Below are 25,653 nucleotides of genomic sequence, written 5' to 3'. Positions count from 1 at the left end.
ACTGGCTGAAATTCGTCCAGAATTTTACTTCATCACGAGACCGTCAAAATAACTGTTTATTTTTTTTGAGAAATCAGTTTTTATTTTATCGCGCATCGTTCTCATTGCGCGTGCAACAGCCTCATCGTAGGTTACGTGAGCTTCCCTGCCGTTTTCAGAGAGAGATATAATGGCTGTCCCTGACGGGTCGAGTACTGAAAGCTGGTAACTCCATCGTGCAAATTTCATCTGATCATTTTTTAGATCGAGCGGCTCGACCTTTTCGTTCCCCGTGATTGTCAGAACGCCCTTTTCAGCCACGGTGAATCCGAGCCCGGAAAGCATGTCGCCGATAAAACCTTCCACGTCACCCTTTTCGGCACCAGAGATGTTCACCGCGAACGGAATCCCCTTTTGCGCATCCGTGCACTTCTCCGTAATTCGGCCGATAGAGTACGCCGTATCAGACTGTACCATCATGCCGGGCATAATTATCTGGAGCTGTTGTCCGAGCGTTTCGTTGACCTTTGCCGTAACAAGCGCGGCGCTGATATTCGCATATTTTTTAATCGGATCTTTCAACTCCTCGTATTTTTTTACGAACTCCGCGACCCGAGCATTATTGTCATCCATTTTGTTCTTGTAGATCGCCGCCGTAGGTTCCCGCTCGATAACTCCGAGGACATATACCTTGCCGAGATTGTCAGTATAGCTCTCGGGATAGCGAACGTTAAAGAGAGTTTGCTCCGAAGAAACGGAAATATTTTTGTTGATGTTGGTCTGACTTTCGAGGGACGATTGATTCGAGGATTTCATCAGCTCCTGATACCGAGCATTGATCGTCTCCTCCGATTTTATTTTTGACTCAAAAATGTTTGACAGGTTGGAGGCAGCGGAATTTTCTGCTTCCTTTCGGGAATCACCCGTGCCTACCGCTGTCATGTATTGAGAATTCGGATAACTCTTCTCGGGGTCGTTGATCCAGTCGGGTTTGCGATCCTGCGCTTTCGGGAAAAATATAATCGCAAAGCAAAGAAGGTGGAGGAACATGGAAATCATAGACGCCTCATTTTCATTTAGTTTAGAAAGAATGATTCGTATAAATTCAACGAGTCCGCGCTCACATTAACAGCACCTTTATCATCTGAATGCACGAGCCTGCCGTCAAGAGAATAATACTTTACCACAAGATGATACGTCCCGGGATCGACAAGGCATTCGCCCACTAACGCTTTCGCCGGGAAGTATCTTGAAAGCCGAAGATCGGCATTTTCACTGATGTCCACGGCCGTGCTTGTCACCGCACGTGTCAGCTCTCCCCAGCCGCCTCCGCCCGTCTTCTTGTCAAGCTCCTCATTCGCCTTCTCATTTAGAAGTCCCTTGACAACGGTACGGATGATTGTCTTCAGATAAGTAATTCCCTCGTGCAGCTTATACGTCTCCTGAGCAACGTTCTCAATGCTCTCAATCGCCTGGAGGGAAGCGACTTCACCGCCGTTCATTTCAATCGCTATCTTGCCGATCGTGGTGCCCTTCTTTTCCATGTACGGCAAAGAAAACTTGAAATGATAACCGCTTTTCATGTCCTGCCATGGTATGACTTCCAGCTTTTCTTCCTTTTTGCCGTCGGACTGGTAAATTATGACTGCATCCTTGATGGTATGAATCGTGAACACATGCGCGAAAAGTTCAGGCGATTTCCCGACAAAACCGATTACATTCATCCTCGCTTTTGAAGTCTCGTCAAGATAGCCGTCCAAATTCGGCTGAGGAAAATCATAGACGGAGCCCTCGGTCGACCATGCATCGCCGATCTTCTGCGCATCTATCCTGGCATCGTCGAATTTTCCCTCCGCGCGGTACATAAGAAGACTGACGTAGCTTGCAAGTGCCGAACTCGAGAAATGCACATCGGCAACTTTGAATTTCTTCTTTGCATCGCTGGATTTGTTGAAATCATCCGCAATTTTCTGATATTTGTCCTCGAGCTGAGAGAGTTTATTATCTGCCCGCCTGACCTCCACAAAGCCATCGTCGAAATGCTTTTGATTGAGGTAATTCAGCGCTTTGAAAATGTTCAGATAAACATTCTCGTAATCCTCGCCGCTGTAGTCGAGAGCATTATCGTTCAGGAGAAGAGACTCAGCGCCCTTGGAAATGCTCTTCGTAAAGAGCTCGTCTATCCCTTCCTCTGCCGAACTCAGCGCCTCATTACTACTTGGACAAGCGTATGCATAATGGTACAGCATACCCAGATCTAAGTAATAAAGGACGCGATCTTTTTTTGCGTAATATTTGTCCTTCGATTTTTCAAGCGAATTTGCAGCGGCGCCGAAGTTTTGCGCGGCGACGTCCTTATCGACCTCCGCGAATTGTTTCTTCTGAGTCTGCACTGAAGAGCAGGAGCAAATAAAAAAGGCGGATAGAAAGATAGCGAGGAGAACATCGGAGATCCACCTTTCACGGGTTGAACTCGTTCCTCGCGGGTGGGCAGAAAAGTTCTTTGGTCCGCGGAGATGACCCCCGCTTCTGAGAAAAGAACGCGAAAGCAAAGTTCCCTCTCTGAAAAAACACACTCTTTCGGCATGTCGGACACTAAACAAACGCCAGCAACTTCTCATCTGTACCTGCCTCACCAGGACGAACTGGGACGGTCGATGACTTTCTTAATTTTTTTCGTATCCATCCAGACTTTTTCACTCGTCTGAAGATCAACCAATACCATGTCCACTTGGTAGTACTTCACTTCTTTTCCCTCAACCCTGTCGACGATGTCTTTGATGCTTCCTTGGAGCATGTAGTCAGCGCCGGTTTCTGCAGCCAATTTCTTCGCCGATTCTTCCGTAGCATTGGTCTGTTGGTCGAGACGTTCTTGGCGAACTTCCTGGCGTTCTTTCTTGCTTGCGACAAACGTAACTTTGCCGCTGTTCACCAGCTCGCGCTCAATGTCATCGATGAAAGCGTCGGTCTGGATATGTTCGGAACTGAGATTGCGGACTGTTCCCACGATCACTGCCGGCTTTTTTGAATTTTGCGAAGTAAAATCATCGAGCCATGGCTTCGTCGTGAGACTCGATATCATCTGCTCCGCCACCAGCCGAGAATCTGTATCGTTCCAATTCCCGCTGAGGTCGACATCGGTATCCGCGGAAACGCGTGACACCTGCCGCGATGAGGAACATCCGATTAGAAGCAATGGAATCAGAATCAAAAACATCTTGTATTTCATAAGCGTCCTCCTTTTGCTTTTGTAAATTCGTGTACTCTTTCTATCATTACATCGACTGAACTTTTTATTCGTTAAAAAAGCGAAACGGCATTCCCATGGAAGCAGAAACGAAAGGCGAGAAGAATCACACCTCCACATAACATGAAATCGCGACAAGAAAAGGAATCTTTTGTCACCTTCATATTTTGATTCCCCCGCCGACCGCTGGCATGTTCCCTTTGAGCTGCACCTGTTGCAAGCTCATTTGATCAATGTCATTTTCTTTATCTGGTCGTAGGTTCCAGCATTCAGTGATTCGATTCCATTTACCGTAAGCCTGCAGAAATAGACACCTGATGCCAGATGCGTTCCATCAAACTCCACCTCGTAATAGCCAGATTGCTGGACCTGATTGACAAGCGTCCGCACCAGTTGACCAAGAACATTATAGACCCCGAGCGTGACTTCGGCTTTTCCGGGAATTTCGTATCGAATTATTGTTGACGGATTGAACGGGTTCGGATAGTTCTGGTACAACTGATAGCTCCTAGGTGTGTTGACGGCTCTAATCGAGTCGATGTAATTCCCATCACCGACCAACAAAGCATAATTCTTGTACTTGTACACTCCGCCAATTAAAATGCTGTCGCTCGTCTTCAGGTTGTAAAACGCGTGCGTACCATTGTCAACCAAATAGACGCCGTAATCTTCCAATCCATGCACAAATGAATTCATCGTTACCGGATCCCCCGACAGATTCTTCACTTCGATATCGAAGGACTGTCCTTTCCCAATCTCATTCCTGAAATCCACGTACAATTTTTTCCAATTACCTCCGACATTTTGATCGACGACTTGAATTCTCACGTCTTCAAAGTTGTCCGGGGGGGCAAAGATATTGACATTGTCGAGAGTATCGGACGCTTCGGTATAGAAGCCGACACTGATCGGAAGCGGCTGGTTCTTTTTCGATAAAAGGGAAAGCTTGACCTCGTTTTTCTGATCCGAACTCACTTTCCACGGTCGTTCTTCTTTCTTGTTCTGGACCGTCGTTATGTAAGGAACCTTGAGCGACACGAGGTTTTGGTTGTTGTAGAAATAGTACCCGACATAAGGATCGAACGAGACTTGCGTACTGTAACTCCCATTGAAGGAGTAGATTGGCTGAGCGACACCGTTCAGAGTTTGAATTGCAGACCATGAAACGCTTTTTTCAAAAGGATTGGAGATGAGATTCCAACCGCTATGGAGAGTAATCGAAAAGCAGGCGCTCGTATCCAGAGGCACGGTCGATGCAAATTGTGAAACGGAAAACGGATTCTTGCTAAGTATCCAGAATGCCGTTCCGGGCATGAAATAAAATCTCCCGCTTCCATCGTACTCTACATAATAGTTTTGATCGTCGCCATTATCCCAATACGCATCCCAGTCCTTCCCCTGCGTACCGGAAACAACGCCGGACAACGCGATATCGATATCTCCCGGCAAACCGAAAATCCTATAGCTCGTTTGGTCCAGCGTGCCCGGCGGCATAAACTGCGTCGACACCTGTATGGAAGACGGATAGGCAAACGTGGTGAAGCTCCATGTAGGAGACCAGCTGCTCGGGCCGACCACGTTAGACGCATCGACACGCCAATAGTACGTCGTGCTCCTAGACAAACCGCTTACGCTTTGCGAGGTAGTCAGGATGTTGGACCTGTCGAAAAAAATCGGCACAAAAGCCGCAGACGTTGACACCTGCAGCCTGTAACTTGTTGCTCCGGCGGAAGCATTCCATGACAGTGTGGGATTGGTCGGCGCTCCGGTTGAGCTGTTCGTAGGACCAACAAGCGCTGGAGATGACGGTGATGAAGTGGTAGCTGAATATCGTGCAATCATTCCTTCTCCGGATGCCACCCAACCTTTAGTCGCGGTTGGGAATGCGATCGCGCCGATTGACTTCTGGAACGGAACGCTTTCAATGCTCCATGTCGAGCCGTCGTCGGTAGAGTGGAATACTCCGTCCTCTCCAGCGGCCCAGTATGTCAGAGTTCCTGAAATTGCCTGCGAAGCATTAATCCAATCCGGAACAAATTTACTAATGCTCGTCCAGGGAGCATCGTTGCAATATTCTGCGAACCCCGAATCTCCTGTTACAATTCCCGTCAATCCATTTCTGAACGAGATGCTCGTGGGAGAGTATTGAAAATACCATGGCAGACCATGCCACGAAGGAATGTACCAGGTTATTCCCCCATCGATGGAGGCAATCGCCCTGCCGTCGCTTTCGCCATAATACTGTGTTCCCGCGAATATGGTGTCTCCCACCATACAGACTGAGTTGGCAATGCAGAATTCGTGGACATCCGAACGTGAACTTGGTGTACCGGTAACAACTGCCCACGTTGAACCGTTGTCCGTTGTTCGTAAAATCAAAAAGGGATCTCCCTGGTTAATCGGATCTGCAACCGCGACCAAGGTGTTTGAGGATACATATTTTATCGCGTTAATGAAATTTGCAGTGCCGCTGCTTTGAGTCACCCATGTACTTCCGCCGTTGCTCGTATAATAAATATTTCCAAATTGATCGCCAGCCCATGCCTGAGTTCGACTCGTCGCTTCTATAGTTGAAATTGCTGCCTTTATGGACGCGAGGCTGCCGCTGCAATTCACCCAGGTTGTGCCGCCGTCCGTTGAGCGCTCAATGTAAGCATTACCTGCACCTGTCACCGCACTGTAGCCGCACGCCCATACCGTACTCGTATCAACCGCCTTAATAGCCCACCATGAAACACTATCTTTGTTTTGGATTGTCCAATTGGAAGAATATCCCGGTGTCGTTGCAGACACCGTTGCACTCGGCGAAGATTCACCCGTACTGTTTCCCGCAATGACTTCGTAGTAATAAGTTGTATTGGGATTGAGGAAAACACTGAAACATTCCGTGGCTGACGAATCTCGGAGAGTATCAATCGAACTGAAAGCGGACGGTGATGACGTAGAGCGAAGAACTCTATAGTAAGCTGGACTGCCGGTACTCGCCGTCCAGGTTAAGTCGATCTGTCCCGAAGACACCGCAACGGCCTTCAAATTGGTCGGAGCATTCGGAAGACCGGGAGAGATGGTATACTGCCGGGTGTATATGTTATCAGATTCGTTCGTTTCTGCGATAGCGCTTGTGGGATCAACATACACTTCAAACGTATGCACCCCGGGGCTTAGTTTACCAATATTGCCGTCCCACCATGCCCAGTAATAACCGCCGCTGAGCGAAGCAAGGTATTCATTATAAATTTCAACGTTGTCAACATAAACATCCGTATAAAACCCCGTCGAAATGTTATCTGTACCGTTATTCGTAATTGCCCAAGCCACAAAGACACTGTCCGTGGGATAAATTACGGAAGCATCGGTGAGACTGGTCGGGATAGAACCGGTAATATTAGTCCGGTTCTTATAGATTACTATCTTGTCACTCCACCCCGCTGGTTGATAAGGAGTAAGGTTTACTCCAGACTCAACCGACTGCATGTTAAAAATTTTTCCCGATCCGCCTGATGGAGGAAGGTGGTTAACTAGGCCGGCTGCATCTCCAGGTTTATATTGCTTCTCGGCACTGACCACGCTTTGAAAAGCCTTTTTCTCCGACGACGGTTTGACAATGATAGTATATCCCAGAACCTTTTTCCCTTTTCCGTGCCGGGAAGGGCTTTCGGCGGCGTAAGTTTGTGCCAACACAATCACCATAGACAGAATTAAAATCTTGCGCATGTATATTCTCCAAAAAAATTTGATAGAATCAAACATCTCATTTCAGCAGAGTCAAGACAAGAAGCATCGGTCGTAGCTCTTGCATTTTACTTTGCGCCTTCATAAATCACCCAATCACTTCCATAAAATGTCGGCGTTTGTGTTTTGCTGTTCAGACGTCTTGACCAATATGGGACACCATTGACTTCGTCTGCGGTAAACTCATACAGCTCTTTCGCGGTGATGGTTTTATTATGTTCATAATCTGCCGAGCCCTGCAGTCCCTTTAAGAAGAAGTAAGTGAAGAGACTCTGCTGCTTGTCTCTGTACCAGCCGCTCACCTGGTCCCCGCTTGCGCTTGTTACGATAGTAGCATTCGGAGAAGCCATCGCATCTTTGCTCACTGCAATATAGATGGGACTAACGTTGGCAAGAAGAGAGCCTTTGACCGAACTGCCCGAAAAGCACGCGTCTAAGACAACCGTTATGTGCTTCAACTCTTTCTCTGCATCGATTTTGTCAAGATTTGAATAAAGCAGCTTAAGCGAATATCCGTTTAAGGCAACATGAGCCGGATCGCAGTCAACCGGGACAATGTATCCTTCTTTCGAGTCGGTATCCGGCGCGCCATGGCCGCTGTAATAGACAAAAATCTCACTCCCTTTTCTAACATAATCGTACAATTGTCCTTTGTAGTTCGATTCGTTTCCAAAAACACGGGTCATGTCAGATTGCGAAGCGTTCTCAAGATATATGATATTCTCAGCTTGAAATCCCATGGTGGTAGTCAGATAGCGCTTCATGATTGCTGCATCATTCAACGCAAATTCCACTCCGGGAGCATTGGTGTAATCCTTGTTCCCAATAACTACAGCAAAGGCATCAGGTTTCGTCTGGGAAGCGACGGGCAGATTGTCGACAATGTCAAGTTTCAAGTTTGCCACATTCGGAATATTCACGTCTTCTGCCTTCCTGGCGGCAACTACTATCTCTTCTGTTTTCTTTGTTGGAATGTTGAATGGAAGTTCAAGGGTTGTGTCTGTAGAGTGTTCTCCGCTTCTCTCGGTCACCACAATGTCTATACGAACATCCGTTGCACGGTTGTTGGTGATCAAATTTGTGGTCACATCCTTGTAGTCTCCGGGTTTCAAGTCACCAAGGTTAAATGTCGAATGAAAGATGCCGCTCTCCTCCACCGCTGATGAATCGAGAGAGATGACGTTGTCTCCCAGGGTAAGCGAAGCGACTGTACCATGGCTCGTGGTGCCACCTCTGTTTTGCAGCCTCAATGTCACGGATACGTTTTCGCGTTTCTGGATCTTTCCCGTCCGGCTGGGATCTTGAACACCATAGTCGACCAGATCCACGCTTGGCGGCTGGAATGCCAAGGTGGGCACGACAAGAATCTTTTCGGGATCGAGGTCAAATCCGTCTTTCTCCAGAACCTTCAGCACAAACTCGACATTGCCCGTCGAAATGGCATGAGAGCCTCTCAGAAGTACGCGCGTCGACATTTCCTCATTGGGTGCAAGGTGCAGGATGGTCGGAGGATTTATGACATCAATACCGGAGTTTTCCACCGACGGCACAAGCTCCACTTCGCACGACTCGGCAGGTTTTCCCCCGATGTTCCGAAGCGACACGAGAACCTGAGCACTTTCGTCCGCACCCAGGATATTATCGGCTGATGAATCTTTAAAAGTAATTTCTGCGGTCAGAAATGGACTGTATGCGTTTATCTGGTTTTTCACGTTCACGCTGGTCCCTTGGTTTTCCGCGGGCGGGATAGTCGGCGAAACAGGTTTTAGAGATCCCGTTTGGCTCTTCCCGCTAACCGTTTGACCATAGGCAAGGCCGGTGAAGAACAACAGGCATATAAAGGAAATTTTATTCATTGAATCATCTCCGTTCTCTTAAGGTCTCAATGGCGGAGTCGGTAACTGACTCCCGCCGGACTTTTTGAATAAATCAGTACCGAAATAGACTACGGCACCTCCCGCGACCAACGCGCCGCCCACATAGTATAGCCATGACGCTCCTCCACCTTTTTCCACTCGCTGCAGTGCGGCGTTTACTTCGAAATAATAGTCGTCTCCATCCAGTCCATGAGGGACATCTTCATAGAGACGCCACACGATCTCCCGATTCCTTCCAGAAAATGCGCCGGTTCCAACATCACCCTCGATGTCTTTGGGAAACATTTTGAAAAAAGACTGAGACTCCCTTCTCAGAATCAGTCTCACCTGGTAGTTCCCATCTGCCGGTCCATTGAGATCGTAATGAACCACGACGTCACTGTCCCTCATCGAGAATGAGACATTCGAGACGGTGACCTCCTGTGAAAATGCAAAGTTGCCGTCAGACAGCAAGAAAGGGATGCCCCAGACACAAAACATGAAAAATATTTTTCGCTTCATTTTAACCTCTTTATCGTGAACGGCCCCGACGCCGTTGTTCTCAAATCCTGCGGGATCCTTACGAGCCATTTTTGTAAATCAAGAATTGCGCTCTGGTATGTCGGCAAGATTCCCGATGATTCTTGTGTCATACTCGATGAGTGAAAATCAATTTTCTTCTTTAATGCCACGACATAAATCATCTCGGTCGTCAAGTCTTTCTTCGGAGGCAATCCAACCCGTAGATCATACGGCAGCTTTGCAAGTTTCCGTTGAAAGCCTTTCGCGCCTTCTGCGGCGGAGTAAAAGTTGTCGGTAAAGTAAGCGTTCGGCATAAGAAGCATCACGGAATCGTTTGCCATGATATCGAAAATGTACAGATAGCAATCCATGGTGGCAGAAATCGAAAAATCAACGGCGTCGTTACGGTCAATGCCGCCGCGATCATAGAATACGTCTTTATCCAAATGGATTTCCACTTGAAAACCCGGGTCGGGCTCGCCTTTATCTTTCGCGACCGTGGCCTGTATTTTGATGGTGTAAACGGGAAGATTTCCTTCCGTACCAAGGGTAGAATCCATAATGTGTTCCGCAATGACCCTTCCCGAAGTCGTTGTAGTATTCAGTTCCGAAAAAGTACTGAGGTAATCCGTAGGCTTATCTCCCTTCATGGACTCGGAGGTCATCTGAAAAGTATGTCCGCTCACAGTTATTCCGAGAGCCGTTCTAATTGCATTTGCTTCGGCGTCCTGTAGCGCGCGCCGCCACCCGTCTTCGGGTGTTACCTCCGAGCTGTAACAATGCCCTGTCGATTCAACCGAAAGGCTGTCGGACTGAGACCAGCACTTGGAGGAAAAGAGAAATAGGCAAAGGGATACGACAATTCCGACGTTCACCACACGGGCATGCAACGACGATTTTTCAACTCGCATACTTTCTAGCCTCTATATTTAATTCACCTCGGCAAATCAAAGGAGCCGGCGTTATTGAGTCACGAACCGAGGGCGCGGAAAAGCTTTCGGAAAGCTTGCGCGCGAAAATCATTTATACTTCAGCAGCAGTCCGTCGGGGTCTTTCGTCATCATCTGCGGAGTCTGCTCGCGATTGCTCAAGTACCTTGCCTCGACGGGAACATTTTGTTCAAGATACGTCTGCATTTCCGCATTAGTTATCGTGCCATCATTGTCCAAATCAGCACTTCCTGTCAAACCTTTTAGAAAATAATATGTGAACAGACTCTCCTTTTTCTCAGGATACCAGCATGAGACCTGTTCTCCCGTCGACGAACTGAACACGACGCCGTTATTCATCGAGACGACGGGAGTCTTCACTTTCATATATAGCGGGCTGATATTTTTGACGAGTGTTCCGCCGGCGCTTGCCCCGCTGAAGCATGCATCTAGAATTACGGTTACGCTCTTCGCCGGAAGCGCGGCGAGTCTGTCGTAAAACTCCTTCAATGAATAACCCGTCGATTTAGCATAAGATGGATCGCAGTCATAAGGAACGAAGTACGCTTCTTTCGTCTCGGGATCCGGCACACCATGGCCCTGGTAATAAACGTAAACGTCGCTCTTCCCCGGCGTGATGTAATCTCTCAGTTTTTCTTCAAAGATTTTCCTGAAATCTGAAAGCGAAGCGTTTTCGTCCGCTGCAAAAATAATCTTCCGCTCGTCGACGCCGAAAGTCTTCTCAAAATAATTTCTTACAAGATTTGCTCCTTTGACGGCGTATGAAACTTCCGGGATATCGCTGCTCTTGTAATGAGATATGCCGATCACCACCGCAACTGCATCGGGATTTTTCCTGTCAAGCACGGGAACATTATTCTCGATGTCACTGTCAGAGGGAGAGGTCATGACGGGCTGTACATTTTCTTTCGGCGTCGGTTCGACATTTCCTCCTTTAGGCTCCAGCTTGAAGACATAGGTGTCTTGCGGACCGTAACACCACAGCCAGAACGGCCAAAAGACAAAACCTCCTACGAACGGACCGACTTTTATTTCACCCTGAAGCGTTATCGTTTTATCCCTGTATCCCAATTTTGTGAGAGCCAGATGATAGACGTTAAAATCAAAATCGCTGAGAGATATGTCCACAGGAGTTGTGCCGTACGACTCACCATTAATATCCACATCGGCGCCGGGAGGATCACTCGAGATTTCCACTGAAGAACTGCACCCGACCAGCACAAGTGACAGTACCGCGATGGTTATGAAAAATGACCCGCTTAACTTGCTCCGCCCAATCAACCCAACATCAAATCTTTCGAAACATCTATGCTGCAAAGCATGCGTCCTTTTGTTTGGTTATCTTCCCTTAGAAATATCGGCACAAAACGGTCGATTCTGAAATAATCCAATATTTTATCATCCATTTTCACTTGTACTGCATTCGCATCAGGACGTAATAAAGTCCTCGCCCGGCGTCCCGCCATCGATATACGACTTCGATGTTGCAGATCGATTCGGAGACTTCTTCGTCCCTGATTTCTTGGCCTGAACGGTCTTCCACTTTCTGCATCGTTTCCAGGGTCACTTTAATATTCCGTGCAAGATTAAAGCGCGCTTTCCTTTCTGCAACTCCCCACGAACTCGATTCATAAAAATATTGAGGCGAAACTCCTTCCGCATAGATGTAGCCGCCGCCTTGAGGTATTGCCTCGACCCAATCAGGCTCTTTCACGGAACACTTCATCATAGTGCGCATCGAATCGGAGATCGTCGAATCACTCATGGACACGAGCACGAAGGTCATGCTCTTGTTGGAATATTCCGCAACTTTTTTAGCATGTGACAATACATCCTTGAGATACGAGGTGTCAACCTTCTCAGCGAAATTGTCTCCCATCCAGTAAACGCCTGCTTCTGTTTCCCAATAGGCTTCGCCGCCGGAAAATTCAGTATAATGCTGCGACGTCAGGTTTTCGGAGGCTTTCACAAATGCCGCGGAGTCGGATGAACTCTGGAGAAAGAAATTCTGTGTGTATCCCGACGCTGTACCTTTCAATTTGAGCGGCTCAAGAAACCACCGCGGATAGACTTGAGCGTTGGAGCTGACGCTCGCTGCGATTAGCGCGAATAGAACCAAAAGCAATAATTCAATCTTACGCAAGATTAAGAAAACCTTCAGAGAAACTTAAGAATGATAAAAAGCAATTTGTCATTCCGAGTCCCGCCATCGGCGGGACTCTTTTTGAATGACAGTTTTGTCCTTCGGAAAACTTTAAGCTTTCAGACCTTAACGTTACTGCTGTTGTTGCTGCTGCGGCTGCGGCTGAGTCTGCGGCTGCGATTGCTCTTGTTTATACTTATCGTACTTGTCAACTTCATCCTGGAGCTCTTTGAAACTTTCAGAAGCTCTAAATCTCGTGTACATCTGATTGTTGTTTTTAATCTGCTCCATCAATGCTGTGTTCGCTGCGCCGATAGGATACTCCACCAGCACATAAGATCTCCAAAGTTCGCCGTCCTTTACCTGCTTCTGGTACTTCACGCGGCTGCCGTTGAGAGTCGTCGAAACCACCGTCTTTTCTGCCTGAGTGAACATCTGCAGCAACTGTGCATCGCTCCCTGTCCCGGTCTCCTCTGAAAATTTCTTCTGCAAACCTTCCAGCTTAACTTCGAGCTGTCTGCCGATCTCCGACCGTGCACCGGTAACCGCCTTGTCGATTGCGAGTTGAAGATCTTGAGACGCCTGTGTGTTTGCGGCGTAAAGGAAGTTCGGATCCTGCGGCACATTCGTGAACCAATCAGGAATATCTCCTGTGTTAGCGGACTGCATGGACTTCGACCCGCCGCAGCCGATTAGAATTACGACCAATAAGCTCGATAATACGGATACAACATAACGCATATTTGCCTCCATTTTTTGTTAAATGTTACGATTTATTTACGAAAAAATTCTTGATCTGTGTCACCATGGTCTCTATGACTATTTCCGGATCTCGGATTCAAATCTGTCTTTCATCTGGGCGCCCGGATCGGTCCCAGTAAATTTATTATCCACAAACTTCTTGATGGAGTTGTAGCGCTCCGCCGGATTGTTCTGCAGAGAAAAATCGTCGCCAAAAATATCGGGGTTGGTGTCCGCCATCGAAGCCACTTTGGCGTCCATCCTAACAATACCAGTTGGATCGTAGCCTGCATTGGCGCATAAGATAGCTGAAATTTTGTCAGCCTCCGTTTCGTAATCCATCAGCCGCTTGTGTACGACGATATCATAACTGCTTTCGGCCATCGATTCAAGTTCCGAGTCGACATCAGATTCTCCGGTCTCTTCTTCAAGTTCATTGTACGCCTGGTCCGCTTTTATGTCGACCAGGCGTTTCGTCATCTCCTGCAGACCATGTCTTCTTATCACGTGTGCCATCTCGTGGGCAATTATCGCGGCAAGCATCGATTCATCTTCGCAAGCCTTGACCGCGCCGAGCGTAACAAATACATATCCGCCAGGGCATGCGAATCCGTTGATGGTGGGATCATTTAAAATGAAAACGGTGAAATCCCAATCATATACTTTGGAATTCTGGGCCACCACTGCGGCAATTAAATTTACATATCTTACCAATTCAGGATCGGTTACAATTCCTTTCGATATTAACCGCGCGGCGATACCGACTCCGATCCCCTGCTCCTCGAACGACGGATCATACTCAGGCTGATCAAGATCGAGATCATCAATGTCGAGCCTTCCTCGGTTGCGAGAATGATAGTCTGCAAGAGGCATGTTGAACCGTGCCACGTCGCTTCCGGTAAAATTCTTCTGCAAGTGTTCATAAACATCGTCCACGTTTCCAGGGTTAGCTTTCCCATACTTCTTGGCAAATCCTTTTATAGCAGCCGCCAATCCGCTTTGGGATGCTTTCGCTGAACTCCAGCTTTTGCTAATCTTCTCAACGACCTCGCCTTCGGGCTGTTTATCAGCCAGACAATTCGCCGCAATCCAGCCTTCCTGCTGATTTTGGGTGCGAACCTTATACCAGTTCCCGTCCGTCTCGATTTGTTCAAGTTTGTCGCCGCGCTGCAATACGGTCACAAGCGGGTAGAAAGAACCGGCTCCTTCTCTCAGATAGGCGTTATCTCGTTTCACAAAAAGAGTGGACATTAGATAAAATGAGACGGCACATGCGCACAATGCCATCACCAGCTTGCTCATATAATGTAATGCCTCCCTTTCATCTTATTTTGTTGTCATTACAAAGACTCTGTCCCAACCTTTAGGCACTCCGGTTTTCTCGAGCATTTTGCATCGCGCGGCGTAGGTCTTGGACGGGCCGTCATCGGGAGAAATTCTCAGGATTTCGCGGAAAATTTCCGATGCCTTTTTCCACTTTCTTAATCGGTAATGGTAAAGTGCTTCATGAAACATCCCGATGAGATATGCCTGAGAAACCGGTAATTTCCCTTTTTCACAAATCAGTTCGTAAATGCGAATGGGAATTTGTTTACCCTTTACCTTGATCAAGTCGAGTTCTCTCGCTTCAATTGAATCTTTCACCTGTTCATAAGTGGATTCACTCACGATGATCTTCGTGCCAAATTCTTTATTCACTCCTTCGAGCCTTGATGCAAGGTTCACGTTGTCACCGATCGCGGTGTAATCCAATCGTTTCAAGGAACCGATGTTGCCGATAACCATTTTGCCGCTGTTCAGTCCAATTCGAGTCTCAAACACCGGTCCTTTTTTATTTTCGTCGAGCGAATAATACTTCTTGAGCTGATCTTGCACCTCAATCGCGGCTAAACAGGCATTTATAGCGTGCTTGTCCGACTGAAGAGGCGCCCCGAAGACCGCCATTATAGCATCACCAATGTACTTATCCAACATTCCGCCATGGTCTAAAACAATGTCGCATGTTAGAGTAAAATAATTGTTTAAGTTCGCAACCACTTCCCTGGGAGACATTTTTTCCGATAAACCCGTGAAATTTTTTATGTCGGAAAAGAAAACTGTTGCCTCCATTTCCTTCCCGCCGAGTTCCAGCTCGTTTGGATGTGTCAGAATCTCGTCCACAACCCGGGGGCTCATGTACCGGTTGAAGACTCTCCGCAACTCTCTGCGGCGTCTCCCTTCAGTTACGTAACTAACTGCACCGGAAAAAGAAAATCCGAGGATGATTGATAGGATCGGAGCACCGAAGGGAAGCCAAAGACTGTAATTGTAGAACGCAATAAATACAGCCACGATATAACCGGCAATTGAGGCGACAACTACGAGAGAGGAAGGAGTTATCTTTCCGATCTTGAAGAACGCCCAAGAAATAACAAGGGCGAAAATTGCAGCGAGAGCATAGGAGATCCATAATGGTGCCTCGCGCATAAAATCTCCCTGTAAAAAATTGCTGAGAACAGTCGCGTGGATCTCCATTCCAGGATAGGGTTCGTAGATCGTGAACGGGGTTGCTTTGAAATCCATCAGACCGACGGCGCTTCCGCCGACAATCACATATTTATCCTTGAAAGCCGCAGGAGAAACTTCGGGCGGCCTTCCTTCCATAATCTGGGCGGCAGAAACTATCAAGGCACCGATGGAGTAATATTTAAAAACTCCGTCAGGACCTCCCTTGCCGTACCAGTTTATCAAATAATCGCCGTTCCTGTCCGTCGGAATTGCATGAAGAAAATTGTTCATATCGGCCGCGGAATAATTTTCGCCGACCGCAAAACCGGCAAGCGCCAACTGCGGGAGGACCGTACCATGATACTGAAACAGGAGCGGGATCCTTCTCGTGACTCCGTCAACGTCCACTATGTAATTGGCGACCCCCAGCTGCCGACAATTCTGCATAAACCGGCCTGCAGGAAGGACGGCCGAGGTCAAATCAGGAATGTCGAGCCTGCCGTACCCGCTTTGCCGTGTAAGACTTATTCGAGATATAGGAGTTCTCGTTCCACCTGAATCACCGCCGATCAAGACCGAAGCCAGCACGACGTTGGCGGATGATTCAATAGAATTGGCAAACCTGTCGTCGGATTCGGTGTCCTGGATGTTTAACCTGTTAGAGAAATCCATGTCAAAAATGACGGCTTTGGCTCCGCCCTTCTTGAAGTAATCAACCAAGATAGCGTAGAATTCCCTTGGCCACGGCCAGCCGACAAGCTGCTGCCTATCGAAAAAATTTAGACTCTTTTGGTCAATTGCGGCAATGACAACAGAAGTGTCGGCATGTTGAGGATGGGAGGCTAGCCGAAACATATTGTCGAGGGCGGGTCTGTCTATCAATGAAACTAAGTTTGTCGCGATGAAGAAAAAGACTACCAGGGCCGCAACAGCACCTACACCTAACGACAGCGAAAACTTAGATTCGCTCTTTAGAAGATCACGCACCTATTTTAACATCCTCCTTGGTTCTGTCCCACTATGATTTCTTGTAAATGCACTCGGTCTTGCTCAAAGAATTTACCATAATGGGTGGAAAAGTCAAATAGCGAAGTAATAAAGTTACATCAGGATGTGACTCCCACCACTAAGCGGCAAGACTCATGATGGAAGAATGGAAGCTTCAAAAAGGACTAAATTAGAGGGTAGCAATCAGGCGGCAAAACCCCGCATAACTTCCGGGTTAACTATTGAGGGCGGTTTCTCACATTTCAGAACAGCGATAGCGTTCAGTGCCGCCATCTCCGCCATCTTCGCGCGAGTCTCTAACGTCGCACTCCCGAGGTGAGGAGCGAGGACGACGTTGTTCAATTTTAAAAGCTTACGATTCACTTTCGGCTCGTTCTTATAAACATCGAGCCCGGCTCCGGCAACTTTACCTTTTTTGAGAGCCACGATCAGCGCATCTTCATCAACGATCTCTCCGCGAGCAGTGTTAATCAAGATCGCATTATCCTTCATCATTGAAATTTCTTTTCTCCCGATCAATCCGCGCGTCTCTTCGTTCAACGGAACGTTCAAGGAAATAAAATCTGCATGCCTTAACAGTTCTTCCAAACCGACAAACTCACCGCCGCTCTTGTCGATCTCATCGTTTCTTCTGTGCGAAAAATAGAAAACCTTCATACCAAAACCATAAGCACGTTTTGCAACTGCAGTTCCTATTCTCCCGGCCCCGATTATTCCGATCGCTTTTCCCGAAACATCACTGCCGAGCATCATCATCGGCGTCCATCCGGTGAATTTTTCGGCGCGAACGAGCCTGTCACCTTCGGCGATTCTTCTTGAAACTGCGAGCAGCAGGCCGAAGGCAAGATCAGCCGACGCATCAGTCAAAACTCCCGGGGTGTTTGTCACCGCTATACCTTTTTCCGTGGCCGCTCCGACATCCACGTTATCATAACCGACCGCGAAATTCGAAATGACGCGAAGCGAATCAAGCTCCGAAATCAATTTCCTGTCGAACTTATTCGCCATTACCGCCACGACACCAAAGACGTCCGACAACTTTTGCCGAAGCTCCCCCCGCAACAAATCACGCTCTCGCTCATTCACGTCAACGATAAAATGACTCTTCAGTAACGCGATTCCATTTTCGGGGATTCGTCTTGTTACTAAAATCTTCCGGCGTCTCTGGCTTTTTTTAATCTTGAATTCTAAGATTCTGATTATCTTACGATGTTGCCGCTCCCAATGTCCGCCATGGTCGTAAGAATCGAAAGTCTTCCATCTTCTGAAGACGCCGCGAGCAGCATCCCGTTCGATTCGAGTCCCATCAGCTTCGCAGGGGCAAGATTCGCTACGATGATTACGTTCTTTCCGATCAAATCTTCGGGTTTATAATGTTTTGAAATGCCCGCAACAATTTGCCGCTTCTCTCCGCCGAGTTCCACTTCGATGCGCAAAAGCTTATCCGACTTCTCCACTTTTTCACAGATCAGGACCTTACCGACGCGGAGATCTATTCTCCTGAAATCATCTATTGAAATTTGCGGCTTAATGGCAGCAACGGTACTTTTCACCGCAGGCGATTCGTCAATCGCACTTTCATTTGCAGTCTTTCGAATTTCATCCTCGATTACCGAGTCTTCAATCTTGTTGAATAGTATTTTCAATCCGCCGATTTTATGGCCGGTGTTGATTTTCAATTCGGCTGCAGAATCCCATTTTGCATTTTCGGCCGCCGCATCAACGTTCAGCATCTTCCAGATATCCTCGGATGAGAATGGAATTACAGGAGACAGGAGGACAGCGAGCGAGCGGGTGAGCTGGACACAGATATTTATCGTCGTGGCACACTGCTCGGGATTCTCGCTGCGAGTTTTCCACGGCTCCGAATCGTTGAAGAACTTGTTCGCGGAACGGGCCAACGACATTGTTTCGATTACCCCATCGCGAAACCTGAAGTCTTCATGAAATTTTCCGATTTTCTTCGGCGCTTCGGTCATCTGTTCCACGATCCATTTGTCGAGGCTGCTAAGTTTTCCCGCGGCCGGGACTTTGCCGTCATAATATCTCTGGACAAATTGCAATGTCCGATTCACAAAGTTGCCGAGCGTGTCGGCAAGCTCGCCGTTCACGCGCGCCTGAAAATCTTTCCAATAAAAATCGCTGTCGCGAGACTCGGGAAGATTCAGGGCAAGTGCATAACGCAACGTGTCGGGGGGAAAGACATCCAAGAAATCTTTGAGATCAATCCCCCAACCGCGGCTTTTCGAAAATTTCTTCCCTTCGAAATTCAAAAATTCATTGGCAGGTACCGTGTCGGGAAGTAAGTAATGAGACTTTCCCCCGTCGTTCCAGGCCATCAAGAAAGCGGGGAAAATTATCGTATGGAAAACGATATTGTCCTTGCCTATAAATGCGACATACCTCGTGGCATCATCCATCCAATATTTTTTCCAGAGATTGGGCTCATTCCTTTTTTGAGAAAGTTCCTTTGTTGCAGAGATATATCCCAGAACTGCCTCGAACCAAACGTAAATGACTTTATTCTCATAGCCCTGCAACGGCACAGGTATTCCCCAGTGCAGATCTCTCGTTATTGCACGGTCTTCCAGGCCCTTCTTGAGCCAGCTGTCAATGTAGCTGCGGACATTGTCTTTCCAGATTCTTGAATCGACATATTCTTCAAGCCGCTTCTGAAACCTGCCAAGCGGAAAATACCAATGCTTGGTCTCTCGAACGACCGGGGTCGAACCACATATCTTACACTTGGGATTTATAAGCTGCGTTTGTTCAAGCCACGTTCCGCATTTTTCGCACTGATCGCCTCGGGCCTCCGGATTTCCGCAGACCGGACAGGTTCCCTCAACATATCGATCGGCAAGAAACATTCTATCTTTTTCGCAATAGAGCTGCTTCTCGCTTTTCTCAACCAATATTTTCTGCCGATAAAACTCGAGAAAGAACTCCTGGCCTGTCTGATGATGTGCAGGAAGAGTCGTCCTCGAATAATTATCGAAGCTCATCCCGAATTTTTCAAAGCTCTCTTTGTTCATCGCGTGGTAGCGATCTACGATCTGCTGGGGTGACACGCCCTCTTTGTCTGCCGTTATCGTGATCGGCACGCCATGTTCGTCGGAGCCGCAAATGAATAAGACGTCCTCGCCTTTCATACGAAGGTAACGGACATAAATATCGGCGGGCAAATATGCTCCCGCGAGATGACCTAGATGGATGGGGCCGTTTGCATACGGGAGTGCTGCTGTAACAAGAGTGCGAGAGAACCTTTGATGCAATTTTTATCCGCTACTGAGTTTTTTCTTGAGATGCAACATCCATCGACTTTCCGGAAGGAATCCCTGTCCGGGACAAGCTTCCGGTGTGGTTTTGTGTCTGAACTTGATAGGTCTTAAACTCTTTTAAATCGACCGAGTCAATCGTTCCCGTATCATGATATCTTAAGAAAATACGATCGTTGAAAATATCGACCCTTTCTACGATGCAGCTCCCTTTTGCCGTTATTAATTCCGAACCAAGCAGCGGAAATTTCTCCAGAGATTCGAGATAATTTTGATTCTCAAAGAGTATGCAGCACTTCAAACGCCCGCACGCACCTGCGAGTCGCGATGAGCTCAGGGCAAGGTTCTGATATCTTGCACAGTCGACATTTACCTTATGAAGCTGCGTCATCCAAGCCACACAGCACACTTCCCTTCCACAGATTCCAAGGCCGCCGACTTTCCGAGCCACGTCCCGCGCTCCGATTTGCCTCAATTCAATTCTTGTGTGATAGACGCTGGCCAGGTCTCTCACCAGCAATCTGAAATCGACTCTTCTTTCCGATATAAAATAAAAGGTGATCCGAGACCGATCGAATTGAAATTCGACAGCGGTCAATTTCATCTGAAGGTTATGGTTGGAACATTTTTCTCTGAAAACAAACGGCGCCTTTTCTTCGGTCCTGCGGATTTCGTCAAGCTGCTTCAAATCCTCGTCGTTAGCAATCCGAAGAATCTTGCCCATTGGCTGGCACACGATACCCTGCGAACGTCTTTTCCAGTGTACGACATCGCCCGTCGCTGCAACGATCCCAAGATCAATACCATGTTCAGCTTCGACAATGACTCTGGAGCCAACCTGCAAAAAGACGCCCGTCTCGTTTGCATAAAATTCAGCCCGGTTTGCTTTGAATAGGACTTCGACAATATCGAGAGCGGCTTCCTTATTCTCAAAGTCTGTACCCGCGGCGTACGAACCTGATGCGCAAAAGGTACAACTGGCACACGGTCCCCAGTAGTCTTCCACAAAAACCGGTCCCGCCTTTTCGACCCCTTTCTCGAGATTTCTATCTTCAAGTCTTTCTAAACTTTCCCCTGTCCAGACAGGCTCCTCTTCCGAGGGGATCCAATCAGAAAGGCCCGTAAAGTCGTCAGACATTTTGAAGCTCTTTTTTCCTGTTAAGCATTCCGCTCAGATTCATCAGTAAATTTACGAAAAGCAATCCTAAATTCACATTGCTGTACAATTGCGAGATTGCCCCATCTATGCTGTTGGCAGCGTCTACGAGCTTACCCCCGTCGAAGCTTTTCGTCATTCTTTCAAGAATTTCAGTCTTGTCCTGATTGATTAATTCTCGGGGCAAGCCCACGTGCATCACGGCAGCATCTCTTAACCAAATCTGGAGCATCTTCAACAGAGTTTCAATTCTTCTCAAATCTTTTGACTCAATGGCTTTCTTTCCTCGAAAGGCGATTCGGGAATAATTGTTCGTCGCAACATCCCTCAGAAGATCGAGTGCCTCTTCGCGGATATCGAGCGTGTCGGTTTCGAGGAGATCAACTGCTTTTGTGTAAGACCCACCAGCCAGTCGTGCTTTCAATTTTGCATCGGCCGTTGAAACGGCATGCTTTAAAATCAACGCTCTCATTATCTCGTCTTCGGATAGAAGATCAAAACGAAGCGACTGACAGCGTGACACTATTGTCGGCAATAGCGAGCTCCGTCTGCTAGTGGTTAAAATGAAAATCGTACCGGGGTTAGGCTCCTCAAGTACTTTCAAGAGCGCATTGGCAGACTCGGTTCCAACCTCCTCAGCCTGCATTACAATGACGACTCTATGACCATGCTGGTACAGCGAAAGAGAATCCTCTCTGATCACTTCTCGAATGCTGCTGATTTTGATTACCTGCGCCCTGGGGATAGAGATTCTGTGGTATGGGTTCTCAGCCTTTAGAGCAAGCTCTTCTCTTATTTTCCTGATCGTTTTCTCGTCGAGCTTGTCGAGAGGACCATCCTCCTTCGTTTCATTTTCTCCCCTGGGCAAGGGAAAAACAAATCGAATGTTTGGATGATGGAGTGCATTTGCCTGCCTGCACGAAATACACTCTTCACAGGGATCAACTTTATTTCTTTCGCAATTAAGCGTCTTGGCAAGTTCGATAGCGAGCGCATCTTTTCCGACGCCTTCGGGACCTTCAAATAAAAGCGCACTCGGCAGTTTGCCGGAACGCAGAATTTGCTTCAGCAAATTTTTCACCCGTTCCTGTCCGATGACTTTGTCCCAGCTCATCAGAACGCCTGTCCAATTCCAAAATGAATTACCAGTTGGTTTAAGAGGGTTCTTCTTTCTTGTTTGGTCCTGAAAAGTTGGAAAATGAATTGCTGACCGGCGGGTGCAAACGGATCGTAAAGCCTGTTTCCGAAATCGACTCTCAACGGTCCGAAGAAAGTATTATATCGCAGACCGAAACCGACTGCTCCGGCTATGCTTTTGAGAGTAGCATCCCTGTAAGTATCCCAGAGATCTCCTGCGTCAATAAACACAACACCGCCGAAATTTCCGATTATCCGAAATCTATCTTCAAAGTTCAATTCCAAAAGAGTATTGCCGCCGTACTCAGGAAGAGACACATCACCCAGTTCTCTTGTCCTCCAGCCCCTGACACTCCCCGAGCCTCCTGCAAAAAATCGGTAGCTGAGCGGGATGGGACCGGCAAGATCCTGTGCATATGTTCCATATTCCTGCGCATATCCGACTTTCGATTTGAAGGCGAAAATATTTGTTGCATTATCATTCATCGAAAAGTACCATTTACCCAGGAGAGTAAATTCCCAATACCGGGAGTAGGGAAAATCAGAATGAGTGAAGATTGAATGGATAAAATAGGGAAGAACTCCGCCCTCTTCGATTGTCATCAAATTGAAAAAGCCTTCTGTAGGATTGTAGATGTCGTCTGTCTTGTCACGCTGGAGCGTGAAGGAAAGGATCGAGTTGAATTGAGGTGTCTCGAGTCCCTGCGGTAATGGGTGTGCCTGGAGTGAATCAACCCTGGCACGCTCAATATCCCAATCTAGATAACCCGTGGTATATTCGGCAAACCTCTCACTTATCCGGACTTTATTTCGCAGTACGAGTTGAACATAAGGCCTCTGTTTGTCCACGAGGAACGAGATGCCTTCCGTTAAGCTTGTCGAGTTGGAAAAAAAATATGGCTGAGTCATCTGAGCGGAAGCATCGATTCTGCCGACCGTGACGGTATCGCTGAGCGCCTTTGAGCTAAAAGTAAGAAGTCCGATAGACTGTAGCTGAAGGCTCGTAGTCAGCGTTAAAAGTCTTGCGTCTCCGAGAAAATTCCGCTGAAGATAATCCAGCTCACCCCCAAAGTTGAAAGCGTTGTTTTCGTCGCTCACCAGAGGCCCGAGCGTAATTTCGTGTGCGGGGCGCGACTTCAGGGATAGCGTCCCTGGCAAGGTGTCTGAGATAGGAGGTCTGTTCGGAATGATTATTTTGACCGGCTCGAATAGGTTCAAAGCATCGATGCGTTGTTCGCTATCGGACTTCTTAGAAAGTCTGTATGGTTCTCCGATTTTGAAAAGGAGTTCACGCAGAACGACCCGACTTTCATACGAGAGATCGGCACTGTCTGAAGGCTGGACCGATACATTTCCCCAAAGATATTTTTTCCCCGACGAGAAAAAAAGATCGATGCCGACGTGCACAGTGTCCGAGTCATTCCGGGATAGCTTTTCGACATTTACAACAGGTGTACTATCTCGTCTCGCATATGGATATCCGTCGTTTTGCAAAATGCTATCTACTCGTGCCACTTCTTCATTTAGTCTATCAAGCGAATACCTTGTTCCGCCTGCCAGAAGAGGTTTTTCCTTCAGCATGTCGAAAAATTCCTTCGAACTGTCCGCAATTCCATAATAAGAGACGGAATCGACATAAGATGCCGGACCTTCTTTTATTTGTATCCCGATGTCAACTTCGTTATCCTCTATATTATACCTTATGGAAGTATCAACCTGACTGTTGAAAAAGCCGTTGTTCTTGTAAAATTGCTTTATTCTTTGTACATCCGCCTTAAGAACTAACGGATCAAAATATTCGGGCTGATTGCCAATATGAAACACTCTGTAAACAAATCTGTAAAAAGACGCGGGAGATTCTTTAGTAAGCATTATGGCCCGAAAGTCATCTTCAGGAAATGATTTATTGCCGTAGAAAGAAACCGAGTGAACCATGAAGGCTTCCTGTGCTGATGAAATGGAAGCAGCAAATAGAAGCCCCGCAACAATATAAAATGACTTCATCAAGTAAATATAAAGATATAAAAAAGCCCAGTCGAATCCGAGGACTCAACTGGGCATGACTTAAAATGCTAAATCTCAGTATTCGCTTTCGTCTTCGTAGAAAAAATCTTCGTCGCTTGGATAGTCTGGCCAAATTTCTTCAATGCTTTCATAAGGTTCATCGGTGTCTTCCAGCTCACGAAGATTTTCAACAACCTCTAGAGGTGCCCCGCTTCTAACGGCATAATCGATAAGCTCTTCTTTCGTAGCAGGCCATGGAGCATCTTCTAGGTAAGTTGCAAGTTCCGGCGTCCATATCATGTCGTCAACCTCCTTTCTGTCCGTGGCGAAAACGCCTTACCTTTTTGGTCACCATAACAAAAACAATTTAATGTTAGTTCGCTGTATTATAAGGCACTGCTTCGTTATACTCTTTTCCACTGAAGAAGTATGCTGTTGGATCAACATGTACGCCGTTTTTCATCACTTCATAATGTAAGTGAGGACCGGTGGACAAACCCGTATCTCCGGTCAAAGCTATCACCTGCCCTCGTTTTATTTTCTGCCCTTCATGCACCAATGGTTTAGATAGATGTCCGTATAAAGTGGTATAACCGAACCCGTGATCTATTTCGACCACACTGCCGTAACCACCCCTGGGACCAACATAAGAGACTGTTCCGTCACCAGTCGCGTATACATCTGTCCCGACATCAGCTACGATGTCAATCCCCTCGTGCATGAGTCGCATTCGCAATATCGGGTGGTACCTCATCCCGAAGCCATCGGTAACGATTCCGCCGTGGATCGGATCAATCGCTGGAATGTGCGCAAAAAGTTTTTGGTTGTTCTGATACTTATTCATTATTTCCGCGTAGCTCTGGCTTTGCAGTTTCGATTGTCTCTCAAGTGCATCTAAGGTACCAGCCGCATTCGCAATCAGTTCATTCGCATCTGAGGACACCCCGTAATCCGTATTCATCTCGACACCGCCTACAGCGGCTTTCCGCATGTCGTCCGGGATCGGTGGGAGGTTAACTGTGGTTCGCAATTGCTCATCACTTTGCCCTAGGGTTTTCATAACAGTCTGGAAAGATCCCAGCTGCCGATTCAAAGACGCAAGCTGAGCTCTCAAAATAGAATTCTCTCTAGCCATACTATCTGCGCGCAAGCTCTTTAACCCGAACAAATCGACTCCAAAATAACCCGACACCATAGTCAGAATTGATGCAGCTAGCATCACGATGACTATCACCGCCGACAGCTTTCCCCCTCCGACAGATTTGAAGCTCAAGTCGGCCTTAGAGAAATAGTAGAGTTTTCGCATAAGCCTAACCTCACTTTTTAAGATACGGATTGCCCTCGAGCAAACAACGACCCTCGGGCATGAAAAGTCGTATTCGAAAACAGGGTTGCCTTACAAACGCGACAAGTGGA

At 47.4% G+C, this 25,653-nt stretch carries 19 protein-coding genes; all 19 read right to left on the bottom strand.

Features of this window, described 5'->3' with window-relative positions; all coding sequences use genetic code 11:
• Positions 1 to 24: 24 nt before the first annotated feature.
• Entirely contained in the window at positions 25 to 1,038 is a 1,014-nt protein-coding gene (locus VLX91_06575) for an LPP20 family lipoprotein (protein HUI29864.1), read from the bottom strand.
• A 17-nt stretch (positions 1,039 to 1,055) separates the two neighbouring features.
• A complete protein-coding gene (locus VLX91_06570) occupies positions 1,056 to 2,372 on the bottom strand; it encodes a hypothetical protein (protein HUI29863.1) in 1,317 nt (438 codons plus the stop codon).
• A gap of 239 nt (positions 2,373 to 2,611) precedes the next feature.
• On the bottom strand, positions 2,612 to 3,208 hold the full coding sequence (lpoB, locus tag VLX91_06565) for a penicillin-binding protein activator LpoB (GenBank protein HUI29862.1): 597 nt from the start codon (positions 3,206 to 3,208) through the stop codon (positions 2,612 to 2,614).
• Between the two features lie 240 nt (positions 3,209 to 3,448).
• Entirely contained in the window at positions 3,449 to 6,940 is a 3,492-nt protein-coding gene (locus VLX91_06560; protein HUI29861.1) for a fibronectin type III domain-containing protein, read from the bottom strand.
• An 86-nt stretch (positions 6,941 to 7,026) separates the two neighbouring features.
• A complete protein-coding gene (locus VLX91_06555; GenBank protein ID HUI29860.1) occupies positions 7,027 to 8,814 on the bottom strand; it encodes a caspase family protein in 1,788 nt (595 codons plus the stop codon).
• An 18-nt stretch (positions 8,815 to 8,832) separates the two neighbouring features.
• The gene (locus VLX91_06550; GenBank protein ID HUI29859.1) at positions 8,833 to 9,336 is read right to left on the bottom strand and encodes a hypothetical protein; all 504 of its coding nucleotides are present in this window, start codon (positions 9,334 to 9,336) and stop codon (positions 8,833 to 8,835) included.
• Entirely contained in the window at positions 9,333 to 10,247 is a 915-nt protein-coding gene (locus tag VLX91_06545; protein HUI29858.1) for a DUF4384 domain-containing protein, read from the bottom strand. Before VLX91_06545 ends, VLX91_06550 begins: the two co-directional genes overlap by 4 nt.
• Positions 10,248 to 10,355: 108 nt before the next feature.
• The gene (locus VLX91_06540) at positions 10,356 to 11,603 is read right to left on the bottom strand and encodes a caspase family protein (protein ID HUI29857.1); all 1,248 of its coding nucleotides are present in this window, start codon (positions 11,601 to 11,603) and stop codon (positions 10,356 to 10,358) included.
• Between the two features lie 91 nt (positions 11,604 to 11,694).
• A complete protein-coding gene (locus VLX91_06535; GenBank protein ID HUI29856.1) occupies positions 11,695 to 12,429 on the bottom strand; it encodes a hypothetical protein in 735 nt (244 codons plus the stop codon).
• Between the two features lie 132 nt (positions 12,430 to 12,561).
• Complete coding sequence (locus VLX91_06530; GenBank protein ID HUI29855.1) at positions 12,562 to 13,170, bottom strand: hypothetical protein; 609 nt, start codon at positions 13,168 to 13,170, stop codon at positions 12,562 to 12,564.
• A gap of 78 nt (positions 13,171 to 13,248) precedes the next feature.
• Entirely contained in the window at positions 13,249 to 14,472 is a 1,224-nt protein-coding gene (locus tag VLX91_06525; protein ID HUI29854.1) for a M48 family metalloprotease, read from the bottom strand.
• A 24-nt stretch (positions 14,473 to 14,496) separates the two neighbouring features.
• Positions 14,497 to 16,644 carry an adenylate/guanylate cyclase domain-containing protein gene (locus tag VLX91_06520; GenBank protein HUI29853.1) on the bottom strand — a complete coding sequence of 716 codons (2,148 nt, stop codon included), beginning with the start codon at positions 16,642 to 16,644 and terminating at the stop codon, positions 14,497 to 14,499.
• 204 nt (positions 16,645 to 16,848) lie between these two features.
• Complete coding sequence (locus tag VLX91_06515; protein ID HUI29852.1) at positions 16,849 to 17,817, bottom strand: D-glycerate dehydrogenase; 969 nt, start codon at positions 17,815 to 17,817, stop codon at positions 16,849 to 16,851.
• Between the two features lie 47 nt (positions 17,818 to 17,864).
• Positions 17,865 to 19,937, bottom strand: coding sequence for a methionine--tRNA ligase (gene metG / locus VLX91_06510; protein ID HUI29851.1), 2,073 nt, complete (start codon positions 19,935 to 19,937; stop codon positions 17,865 to 17,867).
• A gap of 10 nt (positions 19,938 to 19,947) precedes the next feature.
• Positions 19,948 to 21,078, bottom strand: a complete 1,131-nt coding sequence (gene ricT / locus VLX91_06505) for a regulatory iron-sulfur-containing complex subunit RicT (GenBank protein HUI29850.1) — start codon at positions 21,076 to 21,078, stop codon at positions 19,948 to 19,950.
• Positions 21,071 to 22,210 (bottom strand): DNA polymerase III subunit delta' C-terminal domain-containing protein, encoded by a 1,140-nt coding sequence (locus VLX91_06500; protein HUI29849.1) that lies wholly within the window; start codon positions 22,208 to 22,210, stop codon positions 21,071 to 21,073. Before VLX91_06500 ends, ricT begins: the two co-directional genes overlap by 8 nt.
• Positions 22,210 to 24,237: a BamA/TamA family outer membrane protein gene (locus VLX91_06495; protein HUI29848.1), complete on the bottom strand. Its 2,028-nt coding sequence runs from the start codon at positions 24,235 to 24,237 to the stop codon at positions 22,210 to 22,212. Before VLX91_06495 ends, VLX91_06500 begins: the two co-directional genes overlap by 1 nt.
• A 75-nt stretch (positions 24,238 to 24,312) precedes the next feature.
• Entirely contained in the window at positions 24,313 to 24,537 is a 225-nt protein-coding gene (locus VLX91_06490; GenBank protein HUI29847.1) for a DUF2795 domain-containing protein, read from the bottom strand.
• A gap of 73 nt (positions 24,538 to 24,610) precedes the next feature.
• Positions 24,611 to 25,543, bottom strand: a complete 933-nt coding sequence (locus VLX91_06485) for a M23 family metallopeptidase (GenBank protein HUI29846.1) — start codon at positions 25,541 to 25,543, stop codon at positions 24,611 to 24,613.
• Positions 25,544 to 25,653 lie beyond the last annotated feature (110 nt).

The sequence above is a fragment of the Candidatus Acidiferrales bacterium genome (genome assembly GCA_035515795.1).
Lineage (GTDB): Bacteria > Bacteroidota > Ignavibacteria > Kryptoniales > JAKASW01 > JAKASW01.
Note: the sequence above shows the minus strand (reverse complement) of the source record. Positions and strands in the feature narration are given on the sequence as shown.